General features: G+C 47.4%; 19 protein-coding genes and 1 pseudogene. 10 read left to right on the forward strand and 10 right to left on the reverse strand.

Going from position 1 to position 17,164, the window contains the following annotated elements:
* Positions 1-13: 13 nt before the first annotated feature.
* The 8 genes and pseudogenes from AB3Y94_RS01915 to mscL all read right to left on the reverse strand — a co-directional run bounded on the left by AB3Y94_RS01915 (position 14) and on the right by mscL (position 4,332).
* On the reverse strand, positions 14-193 hold the full coding sequence (locus AB3Y94_RS01915; protein WP_125681149.1) for a hypothetical protein: 180 nt from the start codon (positions 191-193) through the stop codon (positions 14-16).
* A 71-nt stretch (positions 194-264) separates the two neighbouring features.
* Complete coding sequence (locus AB3Y94_RS01920; protein ID WP_367294884.1) at positions 265-621, reverse strand: hypothetical protein; 357 nt, start codon at positions 619-621, stop codon at positions 265-267.
* A 211-nt stretch (positions 622-832) separates the two neighbouring features.
* Positions 833-1,084 (reverse strand): hypothetical protein, encoded by a 252-nt coding sequence (locus AB3Y94_RS01925; RefSeq protein ID WP_367294885.1) that lies wholly within the window; start codon positions 1,082-1,084, stop codon positions 833-835.
* A 57-nt stretch (positions 1,085-1,141) separates the two neighbouring features.
* A pseudogene (locus AB3Y94_RS01930) lies at positions 1,142-1,435 on the reverse strand (DNA/RNA non-specific endonuclease); the annotation flags it as partial.
* Positions 1,436-1,444: 9 nt separating this feature from the next.
* A complete protein-coding gene (locus AB3Y94_RS01935) occupies positions 1,445-2,365 on the reverse strand; it encodes an IS30-like element ISLsa1 family transposase (protein WP_056986401.1) in 921 nt (306 codons plus the stop codon).
* Between the two features lie 80 nt (positions 2,366-2,445).
* Positions 2,446-3,018, reverse strand: coding sequence for a DNA/RNA non-specific endonuclease (locus AB3Y94_RS01940; RefSeq protein ID WP_367294886.1), 573 nt, complete (start codon positions 3,016-3,018; stop codon positions 2,446-2,448).
* On the reverse strand, positions 3,019-3,621 hold the full coding sequence (locus AB3Y94_RS01945) for a hypothetical protein (RefSeq protein WP_367294887.1): 603 nt from the start codon (positions 3,619-3,621) through the stop codon (positions 3,019-3,021). It abuts the gene before it with no gap.
* Positions 3,622-3,945: 324 nt separating this feature from the next.
* Positions 3,946-4,332: a large-conductance mechanosensitive channel protein MscL gene (gene mscL, locus AB3Y94_RS01950; protein ID WP_367294888.1), complete on the reverse strand. Its 387-nt coding sequence runs from the start codon at positions 4,330-4,332 to the stop codon at positions 3,946-3,948.
* Between the two features lie 346 nt (positions 4,333-4,678).
* Here mscL and AB3Y94_RS01955 point away from each other — a divergent pair, with 346 nt between their 5' ends.
* From AB3Y94_RS01955 to AB3Y94_RS01985, 7 genes are all read left to right on the forward strand, one after another.
* On the forward strand, positions 4,679-4,996 hold the full coding sequence (locus AB3Y94_RS01955; RefSeq protein ID WP_125681161.1) for a hypothetical protein: 318 nt from the start codon (positions 4,679-4,681) through the stop codon (positions 4,994-4,996).
* Between the two features lie 106 nt (positions 4,997-5,102).
* Positions 5,103-6,053, forward strand: coding sequence for a 50S ribosomal protein L11 methyltransferase (prmA, locus tag AB3Y94_RS01960; RefSeq protein WP_367294889.1), 951 nt, complete (start codon positions 5,103-5,105; stop codon positions 6,051-6,053).
* A gap of 2 nt (positions 6,054-6,055) precedes the next feature.
* On the forward strand, positions 6,056-6,802 hold the full coding sequence (locus tag AB3Y94_RS01965; protein ID WP_367294890.1) for a 16S rRNA (uracil(1498)-N(3))-methyltransferase: 747 nt from the start codon (positions 6,056-6,058) through the stop codon (positions 6,800-6,802).
* A gap of 75 nt (positions 6,803-6,877) precedes the next feature.
* Positions 6,878-7,213: a hypothetical protein gene (locus AB3Y94_RS01970; RefSeq protein ID WP_367294891.1), complete on the forward strand. Its 336-nt coding sequence runs from the start codon at positions 6,878-6,880 to the stop codon at positions 7,211-7,213.
* 28 nt (positions 7,214-7,241) lie between these two features.
* Positions 7,242-9,479: a bifunctional (p)ppGpp synthetase/guanosine-3',5'-bis(diphosphate) 3'-pyrophosphohydrolase gene (locus AB3Y94_RS01975; RefSeq protein WP_367294892.1), complete on the forward strand. Its 2,238-nt coding sequence runs from the start codon at positions 7,242-7,244 to the stop codon at positions 9,477-9,479.
* Between the two features lie 14 nt (positions 9,480-9,493).
* Positions 9,494-9,940 carry a D-aminoacyl-tRNA deacylase gene (gene dtd / locus AB3Y94_RS01980; RefSeq protein WP_367294893.1) on the forward strand — a complete coding sequence of 149 codons (447 nt, stop codon included), beginning with the start codon at positions 9,494-9,496 and terminating at the stop codon, positions 9,938-9,940.
* Between the two features lie 217 nt (positions 9,941-10,157).
* The gene (locus tag AB3Y94_RS01985; RefSeq protein ID WP_367294894.1) at positions 10,158-10,799 is read left to right on the forward strand and encodes an HAD-IA family hydrolase; all 642 of its coding nucleotides are present in this window, start codon (positions 10,158-10,160) and stop codon (positions 10,797-10,799) included.
* Between the two features lie 315 nt (positions 10,800-11,114).
* Here the strand turns inward: AB3Y94_RS01985 and AB3Y94_RS01990 are convergent, their stop codons facing one another.
* Positions 11,115-11,957, reverse strand: coding sequence for a fructosamine kinase family protein (locus tag AB3Y94_RS01990; protein ID WP_367294895.1), 843 nt, complete (start codon positions 11,955-11,957; stop codon positions 11,115-11,117).
* 39 nt (positions 11,958-11,996) lie between these two features.
* Positions 11,997-12,848 carry an N-acetylmuramoyl-L-alanine amidase gene (locus AB3Y94_RS01995; protein ID WP_367294896.1) on the reverse strand — a complete coding sequence of 284 codons (852 nt, stop codon included), beginning with the start codon at positions 12,846-12,848 and terminating at the stop codon, positions 11,997-11,999.
* A gap of 358 nt (positions 12,849-13,206) precedes the next feature.
* On the opposite strand from AB3Y94_RS01995, the gene hisS reads away from it, so the two are divergent.
* The 3 genes from hisS (at position 13,207) to msrA (ending at position 17,051) form a co-directional block, all read left to right on the forward strand.
* The gene (hisS, locus tag AB3Y94_RS02000) at positions 13,207-14,502 is read left to right on the forward strand and encodes a histidine--tRNA ligase (RefSeq protein ID WP_367294897.1); all 1,296 of its coding nucleotides are present in this window, start codon (positions 13,207-13,209) and stop codon (positions 14,500-14,502) included.
* 33 nt (positions 14,503-14,535) lie between these two features.
* Positions 14,536-16,320: an aspartate--tRNA ligase gene (gene aspS / locus AB3Y94_RS02005; protein ID WP_367296466.1), complete on the forward strand. Its 1,785-nt coding sequence runs from the start codon at positions 14,536-14,538 to the stop codon at positions 16,318-16,320.
* A 209-nt stretch (positions 16,321-16,529) separates the two neighbouring features.
* Positions 16,530-17,051, forward strand: coding sequence for a peptide-methionine (S)-S-oxide reductase MsrA (gene msrA / locus AB3Y94_RS02010; RefSeq protein ID WP_367294898.1), 522 nt, complete (start codon positions 16,530-16,532; stop codon positions 17,049-17,051).
* Positions 17,052-17,164 lie beyond the last annotated feature (113 nt).

Consider the following 17,164-nt stretch of genomic DNA (forward strand, 5'->3'; position numbering starts at 1 on the left):
TTAGTCATTAATTTTAACTGATACCCATAATGCCGACGCCACCGACGCCCATGCCAACAATGGCAAAGCAGATACCAATGATGATGACCCATTTGTGAGTCGTTTCGGTCTTGGCTTTATGTGCTTGGCTCATCAGAAAGATGCCAACGGCAAGTAGAAAAATACCATTAATAATGTACTGATAGTAGCTCATGACGAATTCCTCCTAAGTCGTTCGTTGTTGTGGTTAGTTGGATGCTCGCGAGGGTTAGGGTGATACCACGATTATTCTCGCTCAGCGTCTTCGGCTAGTTCCAACCAAATGGTGAGCGGGGAGGGGATGTAGTCCGGCCAAGCCTCCATCTTTTTAGCACAACGAGAGAGCAACGTGCTCTGTCCATCAACGGCTAAGTCTTCAAAGACACTTAGCGCCTGCGCATTATCCTCAAGGTCGGCCATCAACGTGGGAACGTTGTGGCGCCATTCTTCGACCAGGTCTTGGTAGATGACGATACGCCGGGCTTGGTTAATCGTGTATTCGACGCCTTCATCGTGAAGGCGCTTAACAAACCGATCGTACTCATTGAAGACGGCCAGTTGTGCCCGTCGCCAATCTGTTTTTTCAAATTCCTTTTCTTTCATCTTCGTCGACCTCTTTGTTTCGTTAGAATAACATCTTAAAGCTTGGCTAAATCTTGAACGTTATCGATTAAGAAATCGTATCAATTATCAGTATATCATTTTCGGCGCTAATAGTAAGCGGATTCTTTACGGAAAAGTGGGTGGCCCAGGAACTGTAACTTTAAAACGAGGTTAGGAATTTTCTCCTAACCTCGTTTTAAAGTTCATGGCATTATTTTTCCCAGCCACACAGTTTGTAATGATGGTGCTTAGCCCACTTAAGGGACACACGTTTTAATTTTTTCGCGTGATTCAGTCCCCGACAATGCTTGTCGTAGTGGTACTTCTTTCCATGATTCGGGGCAATCCAGATCTTCTGTGTTTTGGCTTCTGCGGTGGTGATTGGTGCGGCCAACGGTTGCACGGCACCACCTAGCGTAAAGGTAATGGCCAGTAGCATGGCAGCTTTGCGTAGTGTTTTCATGAGTCTCCTCCTAGGAATAAATCAGCTTTTTATGTCATCAGAACTTGGACGAATCAGTTAGCTAGCCTGACTATAACCAGTGCTGTAATCAATCTTATAGCCAGATTCAACGTTAAAAATGTAGACGTTGAAATGGATGGCATTGGAGCCAACAGACTGGGCCCGCATCTGAACGCCTCGGGCGACTAGTTCTTGCCCCTTGAAAATGGGAGTCACGGCATAACGGACGTAATTGTGACGACTCTGCTTGAGGTAGGTGGCAACGTCCATTTCATTGTGCAACATGGCGGGATTGTTGAGCGACCGGGTCCCAGTCATTAGGTTCTTCAAATTATTATTTTGACCCGGCAAATTACAAGTTTAATCCGAACAAGCCCGGAATCTTTCAATGGCAGTCTGTTGATGATGTATTTTTAATGGTCGTTGATTAATTAGTTCAAGTGCTGCTAGGATCTCATCAGTCGTTACTTGGCTAAAATTGGTCTTTTTCGGGAAGAACCAGCGTAACCGTCTATTAAAATATTCATTGGAACCTCGCTCCCATGGTGAATATGGATGGCAAAAATAAACTTTGATCTGATAATCCTGTTCTAAGGCCTGATAATTGGCAAACTCTTTACCATGATCAACAGTAATGGATTTTACTTGGGGACCGAAGGCCCCCATAAACTTGCCAAAGGCGGTGTTTAGAGCCTTAGCCGTTCTATTAGGGGCTTTGATGGCCCATAGAAGTCGGGTCTTACGTTCTACGAATGTAACCAGACATGATCGTGGCTCACTTCGACTAGAAAGCACCGTATCTACTTCCCAATGACCAAAAGCTAACCGTTGATTAACAGTTGTTGGCCGTTGTTCGATGGAAGTCCCACTTGTAAATTTCCCACGATTTTCGCTCACTCGGTGCTGGCGGACATTCCGATTGGGTAGATCAGTCAATTTGAAGGGGAGCCAGCCACGATTAAGCCAATTATAAATTGACGCAGTGCTCAAGTTATAAGCGGCCGCAATGGTTTCTGGTGACCAGGTTAATCGTAAGTGATTGGTAATTAAAGTCGCTAATGCTGCCGTCAGCATCGAACGACGGCCGCAATTCCGCCTTTTGCGATCTGCATCTTGCTGAGCTAATTCTGGATCATAAGGTTTAACCCGGTCCAACTCATAGCTAATCGTAGCTTTGGCGACGCCTAAGGCGTCAGCCATTACTTGGTAAGATTTATTCCCCTCATTGACCAGTTGTGCTAGTGCGCCACGTTGAAAACGTGATAAAGTAGATGTACCCAAAGTAATCACTCCCTATATTGGTTGGAATTAGCTACTACCATTGTAAGTGATTGCTTTGGGCTTTTTAATTTCTGTTCGGATTAATTATAGAATTTGCCACCCGTAAATTGATAGCCGATTAAATGGCTCCGATTGTAAAGCCAGCCATGACTCGTACGTTTGTTATGCCAACCAGTTGGATCGACCGTCAGGGGCTCGCGCTTAGCAGTGGGCATGAGGGATTGGTTCAAGAGGGCTTCGGCTCCGGTAACGCGGTTCAGGCCATCCAATTGGTGGTACGTTTGCCAAGCGCCCGACTTGGTGGCTAGTTGTTTTTTACTGAAATCAGGATCATTCTGATTGATTGTAATTTCTTGTTCTCCCTGGTAGGTGCGGTCAGCCAATTTCTGCTTAGTGGTTGTTTTCTTTTTGGTTGGCGTCTTTGATGGCTTTTGGGTAGTTTTACTGGTGGCTTGCCGGTGATCTAACTTTACTTGGACAGCGTCTAAACGCTGCTTTTCTGCCGAGTTGGCTTTTTCCAGTTTGACGGCCTGCTTTTCGGGCGTGTGATTGTAAACGGTCTTGGTTTTGGCGGCATCACTAGAATTTGAGCAGCCACCCAACACGAGCAGTAAGAGACTAACGGCAATCCATAAAAACTGTTTTTTCTTCATTTATCTTAGCGCCTTTCTATAGCCGGCAGCCTGAGCCGCCGCTTCCGACTTGAAGTAGACGGCGTTGGCACTGTTCATATGGTAACCAGCTTGATCAGGAGTATGGTAGATTTTCGAATTTTTGTTGCCAACGATGGTCCCGGCCTTGTCGGTTTCCAAGTCACCCTTGGGTTTGGCCCGACTGGTTTGCGTGGCATGACTAGTGGCGGTGCTGCTGGCCGCAGCCTTGGACGCTGCGCGGCGACTAGCCTGAGCAGCACTACTAGCTTTGTCAGCTTTGGCAGTAGAAGCGGAAGATACCGCTGCTTTAGAAGAACTATCAGCTTCATCCAGGGCTAAAACGGCAGCGGCCTGTTTACTAGAAGAGGTCGCCAACTTGCGTGATTCTGCTTTGGCCTTGGCTAAACGGTGTGTGCCGATGGCAATGGTCTTCGTCTTGGGCGCAGGTTTAGCAGTGGCCAAACTTCCCAGTGCCCCAAAGACTAGCAGACAAGCAAAAATACTTCCCAGAATCTTACGTTTACGAGGCCCCTTGAAGGCCCAATAGGTTGCGGCACCCCATAGAAGCAGCCAGAATACGGTAAAGATAACAATCACTCCCATTATTATGTACGCCCCGACAATTCCCGGTTTAGTGTGACTTAGTCAAAAGTAGCGAAGGGGCTTCTCTAAGTTTATGGGGTTTAGTCGTAGATTTCAACGAAAAAAAGAATAATTTCTTAAAGATTGGTGGACTGAACAAAAAAAGCCGATACTTTTGCGTACCGGGCTTTAATCTTAATAAGATAGGGGCAACTAGCGGTTCGTTAGGATTAATTTTCGCCGTTTACTCTGGCCATCCGAGTTTTAGAGCAGCAAAGAAGGGTTGAGAAAAAATTCTCAACCCTTCTTCTACTAATTCTACTTTGCTGAAACGTGACCCACTAATTATTTGTGCTGATCATCATGTTTGAGCAGCGTGACGATTTCCTTTAAGTACTTCTCTTCGTTGGTTGGCTCTGGTTCCGCCGGTTCTTCATCTGCCTTGGCAGGGGCGACCTTGTTTAAAACTTTGACTAGGATGAAGACGACAAAGGCAATAATCAGAAAGTTAATGATGGCGTTGATAAACGCCCCATATTTGAAGTGGGCGTCCCCAACGGTGAAGACTAGATTGGAGAAGTCAATGCTACCAACGAATAAGCCAATAAGGGGATTGATCAGGTTATTGACCAAAGAATTGACGATAGCCGTGAATGCAGCCCCAACAATAACCCCAACGGCTAGGTCCATAACATTGCCGCGGGCAATGAACTCTTTGAATTCCTTTAACAAAATAAATGTCCTCCCATATAAAATTCTCTGTAACGTCCATTCTTAACGATTTTGTGTGAAATTGCAACAGAAATGCTAGGGCTAGTTTTTCAAGTTATCCGGCGAATTGGGCGGAAATTGCGTAGCAGCTATGTTATAATGTAAGTGGTTTCACAAACGATAACGGATAGCTGAAAGTTGGTTTCAGAGGTCGCATAAAAGTCTTGGCAGCGTGGACTTTTTGCTTGCATTCCTCGCGGAAATCAACTATTATCAATTATTGATACATTTTAATGGGTTTGGGCAACCGAAGAGGCCTTAAAATGTTTTGAGAACCGAGTAGATTGTCATTTAGGAGGTGATTACCATGCTGAGTCGAACCAAGGAGTTTTTACGGCAACATAACTATCGTTACGAAAAGTCGTATATTCGGCCACTGATGGCGCCAGAGAGCGTCTACGTCTTTAAATTCGGTCAAGATTCGCTCAATAACCGGGTAATCATTCGTTATGGTCACACCTGGACCGGGCGTCAGCGAATCAACGAGATTGATTTGCGACTGCACAAGCAAAAGCATCCACGGGTGTTTCAAAATGAAGCGGATATGTTAGACTATTTAGAAGTCAACTTGGCTAAGCGTGAGCAGCGCAATGCCAAACATCCTAACGATGCCGAGAAAGTCTAAGGCTGTTCCATCAATTATTTAATGTTTAGCGGTGAGCTGGTGACAATGTTTGGTTGTTACCAGCTCTTTTTTTAATATTTTTAAGATAATAGGAGGAAATCTATCCATGCAGTGGACCGAAGTCAGCGTTTTGACGACCAATGAGGCCGTTGAAGCGGTCAGCAATATTTTACAGGAAGCCGGGGCTAGTGGCGTTAAGATCGACGACGCCCTAGATTTTGCTAACCTCAAGCCAGGTAAATACGGTGAAATTGTCGATTTAAAGACGATTCCGCACAGAACCACCGGTGCTGAGATTACGGCGTACTATCCCGAAACGGTATTTGTTCCAGAAATCTTGCCAACTATTCGGCAGCGGGTTCAGGAACTTGCAAAATTTGGATTAGATGCCGCACCAGGAACAGTTACGAGTCAGGCTGTTGATGATGAAAGTTGGGCTACGGCTTGGCAAAAATATTATCATCCAGTACGAGTGACCCGCTACCTGACGGTGAGTCCTAGTTGGGAAAATTATCAACCAGTTCAAGATGGTGAACACGTCATTCGTTTGGATCCAGGGATGGCGTTTGGGACCGGAACCCACCCAACGACGCGGCTATCCATGACGGCGCTGGAAATGGTTGTCCGCGGCGGCGAATCTATGTACGACGTCGGGACCGGTTCTGGTGTTTTGAGTATTGCTGCCAAGTACATGGGTGTTGATAAGATCACAGCGTTCGATTTAGACGACGTGGCTGTTCGTTCAGCTAAGACCAATCTGGATTTGAACCCCGTGGCCAAGGACATTATTGCTAAGCCCAACGACCTTTTGAAGGGAATCCATCAACCAGTTGACTTAGTGGTAGCCAATATTTTGGCGGAAATCATTCTGCCATTAGTTCCTCAAGCTTGGGAAAACCTCAATGAAGGGGGCTACTTCCTGACGTCTGGAATTATTGCCGACAAGTTAGATGAAGTCGTAGCTGCGCAAGTCAAGCAAGGTTTTATCATCGACAATGTCTTACAAATGAAAGATTGGCGTGGCGTCATTGCCCACAAACCGACGGAGGATGAATAGGCATGCAACGGTATTTTCTTGAGGATGTCCACGAGGATCAGGATGTCTTAACGTTACCAACAGATATTGCCCATCATTGGGTTACCGTTCTCCGGGCACAGACCGGGGCTGTGGCGGAGTTTGTCGACCAGACGGCTCATCTGTTCCATGGTGAACTGCAGACATTAGCGGGCGACAAGGCGACGGTCAAATTGACGGCTGTGGTGACACCCGCAGTGGAACTACCCGTGAAGGTCACGATTGCCTGTGGCTTACCCAAGCAGGAGAAGGCCGAGTGGATTACGCAGAAAGCTACCGAATTGGGTGTTGACCAGATTATTTTCTTCGGTGGCGATTGGTCGGTGGCTAAGTGGCAGCCCAACAAGGTTGCTAAAAAGTTAGCTCGCTTAACCAAAATCGCTCACGGTGCTGCTGAACAGTCGCACCGTTTACGGCGACCAATGGTGAGCTATGCCCCTAACTTGCGGGCGGTGTTTCAAGCGGCACCGGCGGACGTACGGTTATTAGCCTATGAAGAATCGGCCAAGCAAGGTGAACAAAGTGCGTTGAATCGGCAGTTACAGGCGTTAAAATCAGATCAAAGTCTACTAGCCATCTTTGGCCCCGAGGGCGGGATCAGTCCCGCTGAGGTTCAACTGGCACAAGCCAATCAAGCGATATTGGCCGGGTTAGGTCCCCGGATATTACGGACAGAGACGGCGCCGCTATATTTACTATCAGCAGTTTCAGTGGTTATGGAACTACAGTAATCAAGACAACCAGGTGAAATCTCCCCTGAAACATGCTAAAATAGTTGCAATTATTAAGAGAGATGGGTGAGTTGGATGGCGTTTTTGGAACGCATTGGGTGGCGGTATTGGGTTGTCGCCTTAATTATGGGATTGGGGTTGCCAGCATTAGCGATGGGAATCGGTTTGAGTCCCGTCTGGCGTTTTGGGGGCCTGCTGGTCATTATCAATGGCTGTTTAGCGATTGTGCTGGGGCGCGGTATCTATCGGCGCACACAACCGGGCTGGTGGTTATTGATTTGGCCGGTGATCTATTTATTGGGAGCCGTTTGGTTCCTCCCAAAGTACACGTGGTATTTTGCAATTGTTTATCTTTGTCTGTCCTATCTCGCATATGGATTGACGCAAAACAAGATTGAAAAGGAATCATAATTTAAAAAACTAAGGGTGGTGGCGTCCAATGACCAAAGAACGTGTCTGGACGGCTGATGAAGTAATTGCCAGAGTCAATGAATATATGAATGCAGAGCACGTTAAAATGGTGGTGCAGGCCTGCCAATTTGCGACGATTGCTCACAAGGATCAACACCGCCAATCTGGTGAACCCTATATTATGCATCCGATTCAGGTTGCAGGGATTCTGGCAGACTTAAACATGGACCCAGAAACGGTTTCCGCCGGTTTTCTCCACGATATTGTTGAGGATACTGGTGCCACTCTGAGTGATGTTCGAGAACTTTTTGGCGACGACGTGGCTTTGATCGTTGATGGCGTCACCAAGCTTGGTAAAATTAAGTACAAGTCGAACAGAGAGCAACTGGCTGAAAATCACCGTAAACTACTGCTGGCAATGTCCAAGGATATTCGCGTCATGATTGTGAAGCTGGCCGACCGCCTGCACAACATGCGGACTCTAGAGCATTTGCGGCCCGACAAGCAACGGCGAATCGCTAACGAAACTTTGGAAATTTATGCACCACTGGCTGATCGTTTAGGGATTAGCACGATCAAGTGGGAACTGGAAGATATCTCACTGCGGTACCTAAATCCACAGCAGTACTACCGCATCGTTCACCTGATGAATTCACGGCGTGACCAACGGGAAGAATACATTGCAGCAGCCATCAAAGTCATTCAGGAATCAATTAGTGATTTGAAGATTACCCCTGACATTTACGGTCGGCCTAAACATATTTACTCTGTTTACCGGAAAATGAAAGATCAACATAAACAGTTTAGTCAAATCTACGATCTCCTGGCTATCCGGGTCATTGTCGATACTATTAAGGATTGTTATGCCGTGTTGGGAGCAATTCACTCACAGTGGAAGCCAATGCCTGGTCGGTTCAAGGATTACATTGCGATGCCTAAGGCTAACATGTACCAGTCTCTGCATACCACGGTGATTGGTCCAGAAGGCAAGCCGCTCGAAGTTCAGATTCGAACTAAGGAAATGCACGCGGTCGCTGAATATGGGGTTGCTGCGCACTGGGCCTATAAGGAAGGTGTCAAGGACAAAGTTCAGGAGACCAATTCTGGTGACAAACTGAATCTGTTTAAGCACATTATTGAATTGCAGGAGGATACCGATGACGCGTCCGACTTTATGGACAGTGTTAAAGGTGAACTCTTTGGCGATCATGTTTACGCCTTCACGCCGAAGGGCGACGTCTTGGAATTGCCTAAAGGTGCCGGGCCACTTGATATGGCCTACGCAATTCACACCGAGGTCGGTCACCACACCACGGGGGCGACTATCAATGGCAAGATTGTGCCGTTGAATTACGAAATCAAGAATGGAGACATTGTGGATATTCGGACGTCCTCTAGTTCAGCTGGACCAAGTCGTGACTGGATGAAATTGGTTTCCACGCGGCGTGCCCGTAATAAAATTAAGCAATTCTTCCGGCAGACTGACCGGGAACAGAATATTGTGGCAGGTCAAGAAACGATTGAGCGTACGATTCGTGAATTGGGCTATGATCCGAAGCAGTTAATGACCAAAGAGAATATGGATAAAGTCACTGCTAAGCTCCATTACCAACATGGCGATGATTTACTGGCTGCCGTTGGTTTTGGTGACATTCAACCACGAGGGGTCGCCAATCGGTTGACCGATGGCGTGCGTCAGGCTGAAGAGGATAAGCGGCGGCGTCAGGAAGAAAAGGAATTACTGGAAGAACACCAGACGCTCAAAAATGACGCTGACACGGATAAAAAAGTTCGTAAGGACAAGGATAAGGACTCCGATGGCGTGGTCATTGAGGGTGTTGATAACTTGCTGATTCGGCTGAGTCATTGTTGTTCGCCCGTCCCTGGGGATGACATTGTGGGTTACATTACCAAGGGCCGGGGAGTCTCCGTTCACCGGAAGGATTGCCCGAACGTGAAGAACGCTGAGGAAAATGGTGAGCGGATCGTGGCGGTTCGCTGGGGAAATATGGCCGGCGATAAGACCAATTACAATGCCGATATCGAAGTACAGGGCTATAACCGTAACGGGTTGTTGAATGATGTCTTAAGGACAATCAACAACAATACGAAGTATCTCACTTCCATCAACGGGAAAGTTGACCACAATAAGATGGCGACCATCTCTGTGAGTGTGGGTACGCGGAGCACCCTGGAATTGCAACGGATTTTGGATAATATTAAGAACATTGCGGACGTTTACGTGGTTAAGCGGGCGTTCCACTAGAAGGACGGTTGACGATGCGAATTCTATTACAGCGGGTCAGTGAAGCTCAAGTTGCCATTGATGGTGACGTCCACGGGGCCATTCAACAAGGTTTCTTATTGTTAGTGGGGGCTGAAGACAGCGATACGAGTGAACAAGTAGATTACTTAGTACACAAAATTAGTAAATTGCGGGTTTTTGAAGACGATGCTGGGAAGATGAACTTGAGTATTTCAGACGTGGGGGGCAGTGTGCTCTCTGTCTCCCAGTTCACACTGTATGCAAATACCAAGAAGGGTAACCGGCCGAGCTTCGTGGCGGCAGGTGACCCGAAGCATGCCAATCAAATGTATGAGGAATTCAATCAAAAATTGGCGGCAACCGGTTTGACCGTTGAAACGGGAGTCTTTGGTGCGGATATGCAAGTGTCTTTAATCAATGATGGCCCCGTCACGATTTGGTTCGATACGGATCGGCCTTAGGTTGTTCATTGTCAAGCTAACGGATAAATACCAGGGGGCGAGATGTTGATCTCACCCCTTTTTGTAGGCTACAACTCACAGGCATGAGCTGGAACGGTGTGGGTCCAACTTGAAGCTGCAAAGGTCACGAGTCGATAATTAAAAAGTTGTCGTTTTGAGCCTCTGGAAGATATCATTTGCAGTGTAAGAATTTTAATAACCCGAGGAGGAACTTAGTTTGCGGTATCAACAAATATTTTGGGATTTTGATGGCACGTTGGTCGACACATATCCGGGGATGGTGGCGGCCTTTCATCAGGCCCTAGTTGCCAGTCGGGTCAATGATTTTGAAATTGATGACGACGATGTCTATCGAACCATGCGGCAACATAGTTTAGGGACAGCTCTGCAACGGTTCTCCGCGGAGTATCAGTTAGATCAGGACCGCTTGGCTAAAATTTATCAGCGTGAAGTGGCGCCAAAGCTTTCGTCTGCGCACCCGTTCAAAGGGGCTGTCAATGTTTTGGCTGGCGTGGTTGCAGCTGGTGGGCGCAACTTTCTGCTCACTCACCGGGATGCCCAGGCTTTAGACCGATTGGATGAATTAAACCTAAAGCGGTATTTTACGGGCTTCGTGACGGCTTCTGATAATTATCCGCGTAAGCCAGATCCAACCAGCCTACAGGCGTTGTGTCGCCAATTTGACGTTGATCCACAATCGGCGTTAATGGTGGGTGATCGCACCCTAGACGTCACGGCAGGGCATCGAGCTGGCATGGCTGGCGCCTTGTTTGACCTAGACCATTTAATCGTGGCGGATAGCCAGCCGGAGTTTCGGACAGCGGCATTGGCCGAACTTCAAGCTTGGTTATTGGTATAGAAAAAGTCCTCACGAACAGCTATTAAAAGCGGCTTGTGAGGACTTTTTATTAACCAGTCTTGGTACTGGTAAATTAACGTAAATTGATTGCCTTTCAAAAATCAGGGATGCGGCCAGTTACGGTTGTGCTTTGGCACGATCAACGATTAAGTTGTTATACACCCCATTTACGGGATTAATTGATAATGGATTGGTTGAATACTGTATAAGCCGAGAGGTGGTCAGATATGGTCTCAGGCGTGTCCGCACCGTTCTAGCCCATATCTGGCAACCGGCAGCCGAAGGACCACACTATGAAGGTCAGGAGCGGAATAATTACCCGCGAGCTAAGATTTCATTAACGGCACCACCGTAAGTCTCACCAAACAGATTAAGGTGAGCCAACAGATAATACAATTGGTAGTGGGGCAATCGTTCGGCATAGCCCTCAGCCAATGGGTAGAGTTCCTGGTAGCCACGGTAAAAGTCTGCCGAGAAGCCACCAAAAATCGTGGTCATTGCCAAGTCAAACTCGCGGTCTCCGTAAAGGACATCGGGATCGATTAAGGTCGGCGTCCCGTCAGCCGTGAATAGGTAGTTGCCGGACCATAAATCACCGTGAAGGAGCGAAGGGACAATCTTTCGGTCCTGGTTCTCGGTGATGATGTTTTGACGAACACGTTCGTAGGCAGTCTGCCGCTGCGGATTCCAAAGCTGATGTTGCTTGGCCCGTTCGACCAGCGGATCAAGGCGTTGGTTGAGGTAGAATGTCGACCAATCTGGTTCCCAGTGATTGTTTTTCGGTAACTTGGCCACCAAATTGTCCTGATCAAAGCCAAACTGCTTAGCAGTTACGTGATGAACGCGGGCAACCATTTGTCCCAGGGCGTATTGACTCCCGTGACCAGTTGTTAAAAATTCTAAAATCAGGTAGGCATCACCGTTGATGACACCAGTGGCAATGACGTCGGGAACGTTGGCTGCCTGGCTTAGAGCACGCAATCCAGCGACCTCGTGGGCGTAAAAAGAGGCTGGCGTCTGCGGCTGAACCAGTAAAAAGTAAGGTCCCTCCGGTGAATCGAGCTGAAAGGCCTCGTTAATGTCGCCGCCACTGACGGGGGTGGCTGTCAACGGTTGGGGTAGCGGTAGTTGAGTGAGCCAATTCTGTGCAAGCGTCACGAAAACTCCTTCTTTCTGAATAATTTAATACGAAGCCAGTTAGCCGGCTGATGAGAAGTATTTACTGAGTCCAGCGACAACGCGGTCGGCTACCTGTTCTTGATACTGGGCACTACTGATATTGTTGAAATCTTTCTTGGTGTTGATATACCCCATTTCTAACAGCAGGGCTGGCCGGCTATTATCACGGATAACTTCAAAGTTGCCGTACTTTACGCCCCGATTGCTGAGAGGTAGATCGTTCATCTCGCTGTTTACATCTGTTGCTAATTCATAGGATGAGTTCCGATGGTAGTAGTAAGTGGTTGTACCAGACCCGAGATTGTCTGAAGGGGCGGAGTCAAAGTGAAAACTAATAAAGGCACTCGCGTCGTCGGTGTTGGCCAAAGCTGGACGATCAGCCAGGCTGACCGTCTTGTCCGTTGACCGTGTCATGATGACGTGCGTTCCCCGGGCGCGGAGCTTCTTGGCAACGCGATTGGCTAATTGGAGGGTATAGGTCTTTTCCTCGTGATTTTGATCAATGGAAAGCGCCCCCGAGTCGCTGCCCCCGTGGCCAGGATCAAGGACAATCGTTGCTTCAGACAGATTAGTAACTCGTTTAAGACTGCCAGGATGATCGACCAGCCAACTGGCAACCCAACCGAAATGGTTCTGACTGTCCCGAACGTGGTACCAATTATCCTTTTCGCCTAAAATTGTTAAGCGGGTATTTTTTTTGACCTTGTGGGTCACCTTATAGGTCAGGCCCGGACCGTCCCGCAGATTAAGATTAGTGAGGGTCGCGGTGACAGAATTGTGGTGGGTGAAGGCTAGTAATAAACCGCCAGCCACTAAGAGAATGGCGAGACTGGTAATCAGTCCCGTCCAGTTTTTAGGTTTAAAGTGCATACTGTGTCTCCTTATTCAAATTAGGTTTCATTATACCACGATTACTTTCATCTCCTGCAGATTCTGTGAGAAAGGGGGTTGACTTTTCAGGAGATTTTAATTATGCTTAACGAGAATTAAATATTTGCCAGTGAGAGAGACTAGTAGGAAAAATCACGTTTGTAGAGAGACCGTGTTGATGGGAACGGTTAACGGTGTGATTCCGAAGACACTTTTGAGGCTAATGACGCTAGTCGTCATTCGTTTGCAACGTTATCCTGCAGAGAATATAAAAGGTGGTACCGTGCATACTTTTGCGCCCTTGTCAAAAGACAGGGGCGCTTTTTATTTTCTACAGGCGCAGAAAGGGAGAATGCTCATGCGTTACCAACGACCAAAGGGCACGGCGGACATTTTACCAGGAGATTCAGAAACTTGGCAGTTCGTCGAAGCTACTGCGCGCCAGTTGTTTGCTAACTACCGCTTCGCTGAGATTCGAACACCAATGTTCGAAAACTTCGAAGTCTTCTCACGAACGTCTGGAGATACTTCAGACATCGTGACCAAGGAAATGTACGATTTTAAAGATAAAGGCGATCGGCATTTATCTTTACGGCCAGAAGGAACTGCCGGCGTGGTTCGGGCATTTGTTGAAAACAAATTGTACGGGCCTGAAACCACGAAACCCTACAAGGTCTACTACATGGGACCAATGTTTCGGTATGAGCGTCCTCAATCAGGACGGCAACGTCAATTCCATCAAATTGGAGTCGAAGCTTTTGGTAGCGATGCTCCGGAGTTAGACGTTGAAGTGATTGCCCTGGGCATGAACCTGTTGTCGAAGTTAGGGTTGACACATTTACGTTTAGCTCTGAACACTCTCGGCGACAAAGCATCCCGAGATGCTTACCGGCAAGCCTTGATTGACTTTCTTGAACCGCATTTTGACGAATTAAGTGAAGACTCGAAGGTCCGGTTACACAAGAACCCATTGCGGGTACTTGATAGTAAGGATCAGCATGATCAAGAGATCGTTGCTGATGCCCCTTCAATCCTCGATTTCTTAACGCCAGAAGCAACGGCTCACTTTGACCGGGTCAAAGCTAGCTTGGACACTTTGGGAATTGACTACGATGTTGATGCCACGATGGTTCGGGGATTGGATTACTACAATCACACCATTTTCGAAATCATGGCAGACTCGCCCGCATTGGGTGAGGGTTACACGACTGTCCTTGCCGGTGGTCGTTACAACGGACTGGTCGAGGAACTGGGTGGACCTGAGATGCCCGGTGTTGGGTTTGGATTGGGAGTTGAACGATTGGTTCTGCTGATGCAAGCAGAGAAAGTCGCCATTCCTGATGTGAATTCGTTAGACGTTTACGTAGTTGGGATTGGTGATGAAACGTCGCTTGAAACGCTTAAATTAGTGCAAGCGATTCGTCGTGCAGGATTGTCTGCCGACCGTGACTACCTGGCGCGAAAGCCTAAAGCACAGTTCAAAACTGCTAACCGCCTGTCGGCAGCCTACACACTGACCATTGGGAATCAAGAATTAGCCGACCAAACGGCTAACTTGAAATCAATGGCCACGGGTGAAGAGGTTAGCGTACCATTAGCTGACATTTATACAAGTTTTCAGGATGTCGTAAATACCCATTTTGCGACAAAATAAAAAAGGTAAGAGGGGATTACAATGGAACAGAACTTGAAACGAACCACTTATGCTGGATTGGTTGATGAAAAATATCTCGACCAAACAGTTGTATTGAAGGGTTGGGTACAAAAGCGTCGTGACCTCGGGAACTTGATCTTTATTGATTTACGTGACCGTGAAGGAATTGTCCAATTAGTATTCAGTGATGAATATGGCAAGGATGCTTTGGCTGTAGCTGATCAACTACGGAGTGAGTACGTCATTGAAATCCAAGGGACTGTCGTTGCCCGTTCTGCCAAGGAAATCAATCCTGACATGAAGACCGGGAAAGTCGAAGTTCGGGTTACAGGTATCAACCTGTTAAACAAAGCCAAGACGCCACCATTCTACATCCAAGATGGCATCAACGTTTCCGACGAAGTGCGGTTGAAGTACCGTTACTTAGACTTACGTCGTCCAGAAATGCAAAAGGCTATTAGACTACGTAGTCGGATTCTTCATTCCGTACATAGTTACTTTGACAACAATGGCTTCATTGATATCGAAACGCCTAACCTGACCAAGTCAACGCCTGAAGGTGCTCGGGACTACTTAGTTCCTTCACGGATTTACCCTGGTCACTTCTACGCATTGCCTCAATCACCACAATTATTTAAGCAATTATTGATGGGTTCCGGCTTTGACCGTTACTACCAAATCGCCCGTTGCTTCCGTGACGAAGACTTGCGTGGTGACCGTCAACCAGAATTTACGCAAATTGACGTGGAAACGTCATTCTTAACTTCTGCAGAAATCCAAGACATGACCGAAGGTTTGATCAAGAAGGTTATGAAGGATGCTCTGGGCGTTGACGTGAAGTTACCATTCGAACGTCTCGACTGGGACGACTCCATGGCTCGCTTCGGTACCGACCAACCCGATGTTCGGTTTGGTATGGAACTGAAAGACTTGACCGACATCATGGGCAAGTCAGAATTCAAAGTCTTTGCTGATGCTGCTGCCGATGGCCAAGTTAAAGCAATCGCCGTACCTGGTGGTGCTGACAAGTACAGCCGTAAAGAAATCGACAAGTATGAACAATACATCGAACGTTTCGGTGCTAAGGGCTTAGCTTGGATGAAGGTTACGGATGATGGTTACAGCGGTCCAATCGCTAAGTTCTTCAACGAGGGCGACTGGTTCAAGCAAATCAACGAAAAGACTGGCGCCAAGAGTGGTGACTTGTTACTCTTCGTTGCTGACTCCAAACGGGTCGTTGCTGCTTCCCTTGGATACTTGCGTAAGGCAATTGCCAAGGAACAAGGTATGATTGATGAAAACAAGTGGGCCTTCTTGTGGGTTGTTAACTGGCCATTGTTTGAATACGATGTTGACGCTAAGCGTTGGGTTCCAGCCCATCACCCATTCACGGCACCTGCAATTGGTGACGAACACTTCTTGGACGAAGGCGAAGACCCAACTCAAGCCTACGCTCAAAGTTACGACATTATCTTGAACGGTTTGGAATTAGGTGGGGGTTCAATCCGGATCCACTCACACGAACTGCAAATGAAGATGTTGAGAGCCTTAGGCTTCACGCCAGAACGTGCTGACAAGCAATTTGGGTTCCTACTAAATGCCCTGGATTACGGTTTCCCACCTCATGGTGGTATCGCCATTGGGTTGGACCGTTTTGTCCGGCTCTTAGCTAAGCGTGAAAACATTCGTGATGTTATCGCGTTCCCTAAGAACTCTAAGGCAACGGAACCAATGACTAAGGCACCAAGTGAAGTTAGTGAAGAACAATTAAGTGAACTTTACTTAAGAGTTGCTGACCCTGAAAAAACGAAGGAATAAGTTAGCTCTTTAAAATAGCCATGGTCGAAACGTCTTAGCACGGTTCGACGTTGGTAAAAGAAGATTCGTAACAGACCTTAATTCTGTGAAATTAAGGGTGTTATGAATCTTTTTTTATGGCATTTGTCATAATTGACAGCGTCATTCGGGTCTTGACGGCACTTGAAAAAAGCCGTTTAATAGAATCATTAGAAAATGGAGTGATTATGATGAATGAAATTGAAACGGCAACGTTTGCGGGCGGCTGTTTTTGGTGCATGGTCCGGCCCTTTGACACGTTCCCCGGAATCAAAAAAGTTTTGTCCGGATACAGTGGTGGTACGGTAACTGATCCGACCTATGAGCAGGTTAAGGCCCAACATACGGGACACACTGAAGCGGTTAAGATCTGGTTTGACCCCGCGGTGGTTAGCTACCGGCAGTTGGTTGATTTATATTGGCAACAAACAGATCCGACCGACGATGGCGGTCAGTTCCAAGACCGGGGCTCAAACTATCGGCCAGTGATCTTCGTGAACAGTACGGCCCAGTTGGCGGTGGCTCAGGAGTCCCGGGCGGCTTTGCAGGCGCGTGAACAGTTTAGCAAGCCCATCGTGACAAAAATTCAAGTGGTTCAACCGTTCTTTGTGGCAGAGAAACGACACCAGCAGTTTTACCGGAAGCAGCCGGAGCGCTTCGAACAGGAAGAAGCTGGCGGCCGGGCAGCATTTATTGCTACCAATTGGTCATGAGATTGTTCTCGGGGGGTTTCAATCTTCGGTCATCATTTGGTCTAAAGATTAAAAGTCACTAAGAGCCTGCGAGTTGCCGTGGCCGTGATGCTAATAAAATGCTATACTAGGCC

The sequence above is a fragment of the Levilactobacillus yonginensis genome (genome assembly GCF_964065165.1).
GTDB classification, from domain to species: Bacteria; Bacillota; Bacilli; order Lactobacillales; family Lactobacillaceae; genus Levilactobacillus; species Levilactobacillus yonginensis_A.

What these genes read in the sequence shown, in the direction of transcription:
- AB3Y94_RS01915 (WP_125681149.1), bottom strand. Translation starts at nt 193, where the DNA reads ATGAGCTACTATCAGTACATTATTAATGGTATTTTTCTACTTGCCGTT.
- AB3Y94_RS01920 (WP_367294884.1), bottom strand. Translation starts at nt 621, where the DNA reads ATGAAAGAAAAGGAATTTGAAAAAACAGATTGGCGACGGGCACAACTG.
- AB3Y94_RS01925 (WP_367294885.1), bottom strand. Translation starts at nt 1,084, where the DNA reads ATGAAAACACTACGCAAAGCTGCCATGCTACTGGCCATTACCTTTACG.
- AB3Y94_RS01940 (WP_367294886.1), bottom strand. Translation starts at nt 3,018, where the DNA reads ATGAAGAAAAAACAGTTTTTATGGATTGCCGTTAGTCTCTTACTGCTC.
- AB3Y94_RS01945 (WP_367294887.1), bottom strand. Translation starts at nt 3,621, where the DNA reads ATGGGAGTGATTGTTATCTTTACCGTATTCTGGCTGCTTCTATGGGGT.
- AB3Y94_RS01955 (WP_125681161.1), top strand. Translation starts at nt 4,679, where the DNA reads ATGCTGAGTCGAACCAAGGAGTTTTTACGGCAACATAACTATCGTTAC.
- prmA (WP_367294889.1), top strand. Translation starts at nt 5,103, where the DNA reads ATGCAGTGGACCGAAGTCAGCGTTTTGACGACCAATGAGGCCGTTGAA.
- AB3Y94_RS01965 (WP_367294890.1), top strand. Translation starts at nt 6,056, where the DNA reads ATGCAACGGTATTTTCTTGAGGATGTCCACGAGGATCAGGATGTCTTA.
- AB3Y94_RS01970 (WP_367294891.1), top strand. Translation starts at nt 6,878, where the DNA reads ATGGCGTTTTTGGAACGCATTGGGTGGCGGTATTGGGTTGTCGCCTTA.
- AB3Y94_RS01975 (WP_367294892.1), top strand. Translation starts at nt 7,242, where the DNA reads ATGACCAAAGAACGTGTCTGGACGGCTGATGAAGTAATTGCCAGAGTC.
- dtd (WP_367294893.1), top strand. Translation starts at nt 9,494, where the DNA reads ATGCGAATTCTATTACAGCGGGTCAGTGAAGCTCAAGTTGCCATTGAT.
- AB3Y94_RS01995 (WP_367294896.1), bottom strand. Translation starts at nt 12,848, where the DNA reads ATGCACTTTAAACCTAAAAACTGGACGGGACTGATTACCAGTCTCGCC.
- hisS (WP_367294897.1), top strand. Translation starts at nt 13,207, where the DNA reads ATGCGTTACCAACGACCAAAGGGCACGGCGGACATTTTACCAGGAGAT.
- msrA (WP_367294898.1), top strand. Translation starts at nt 16,530, where the DNA reads ATGAATGAAATTGAAACGGCAACGTTTGCGGGCGGCTGTTTTTGGTGC.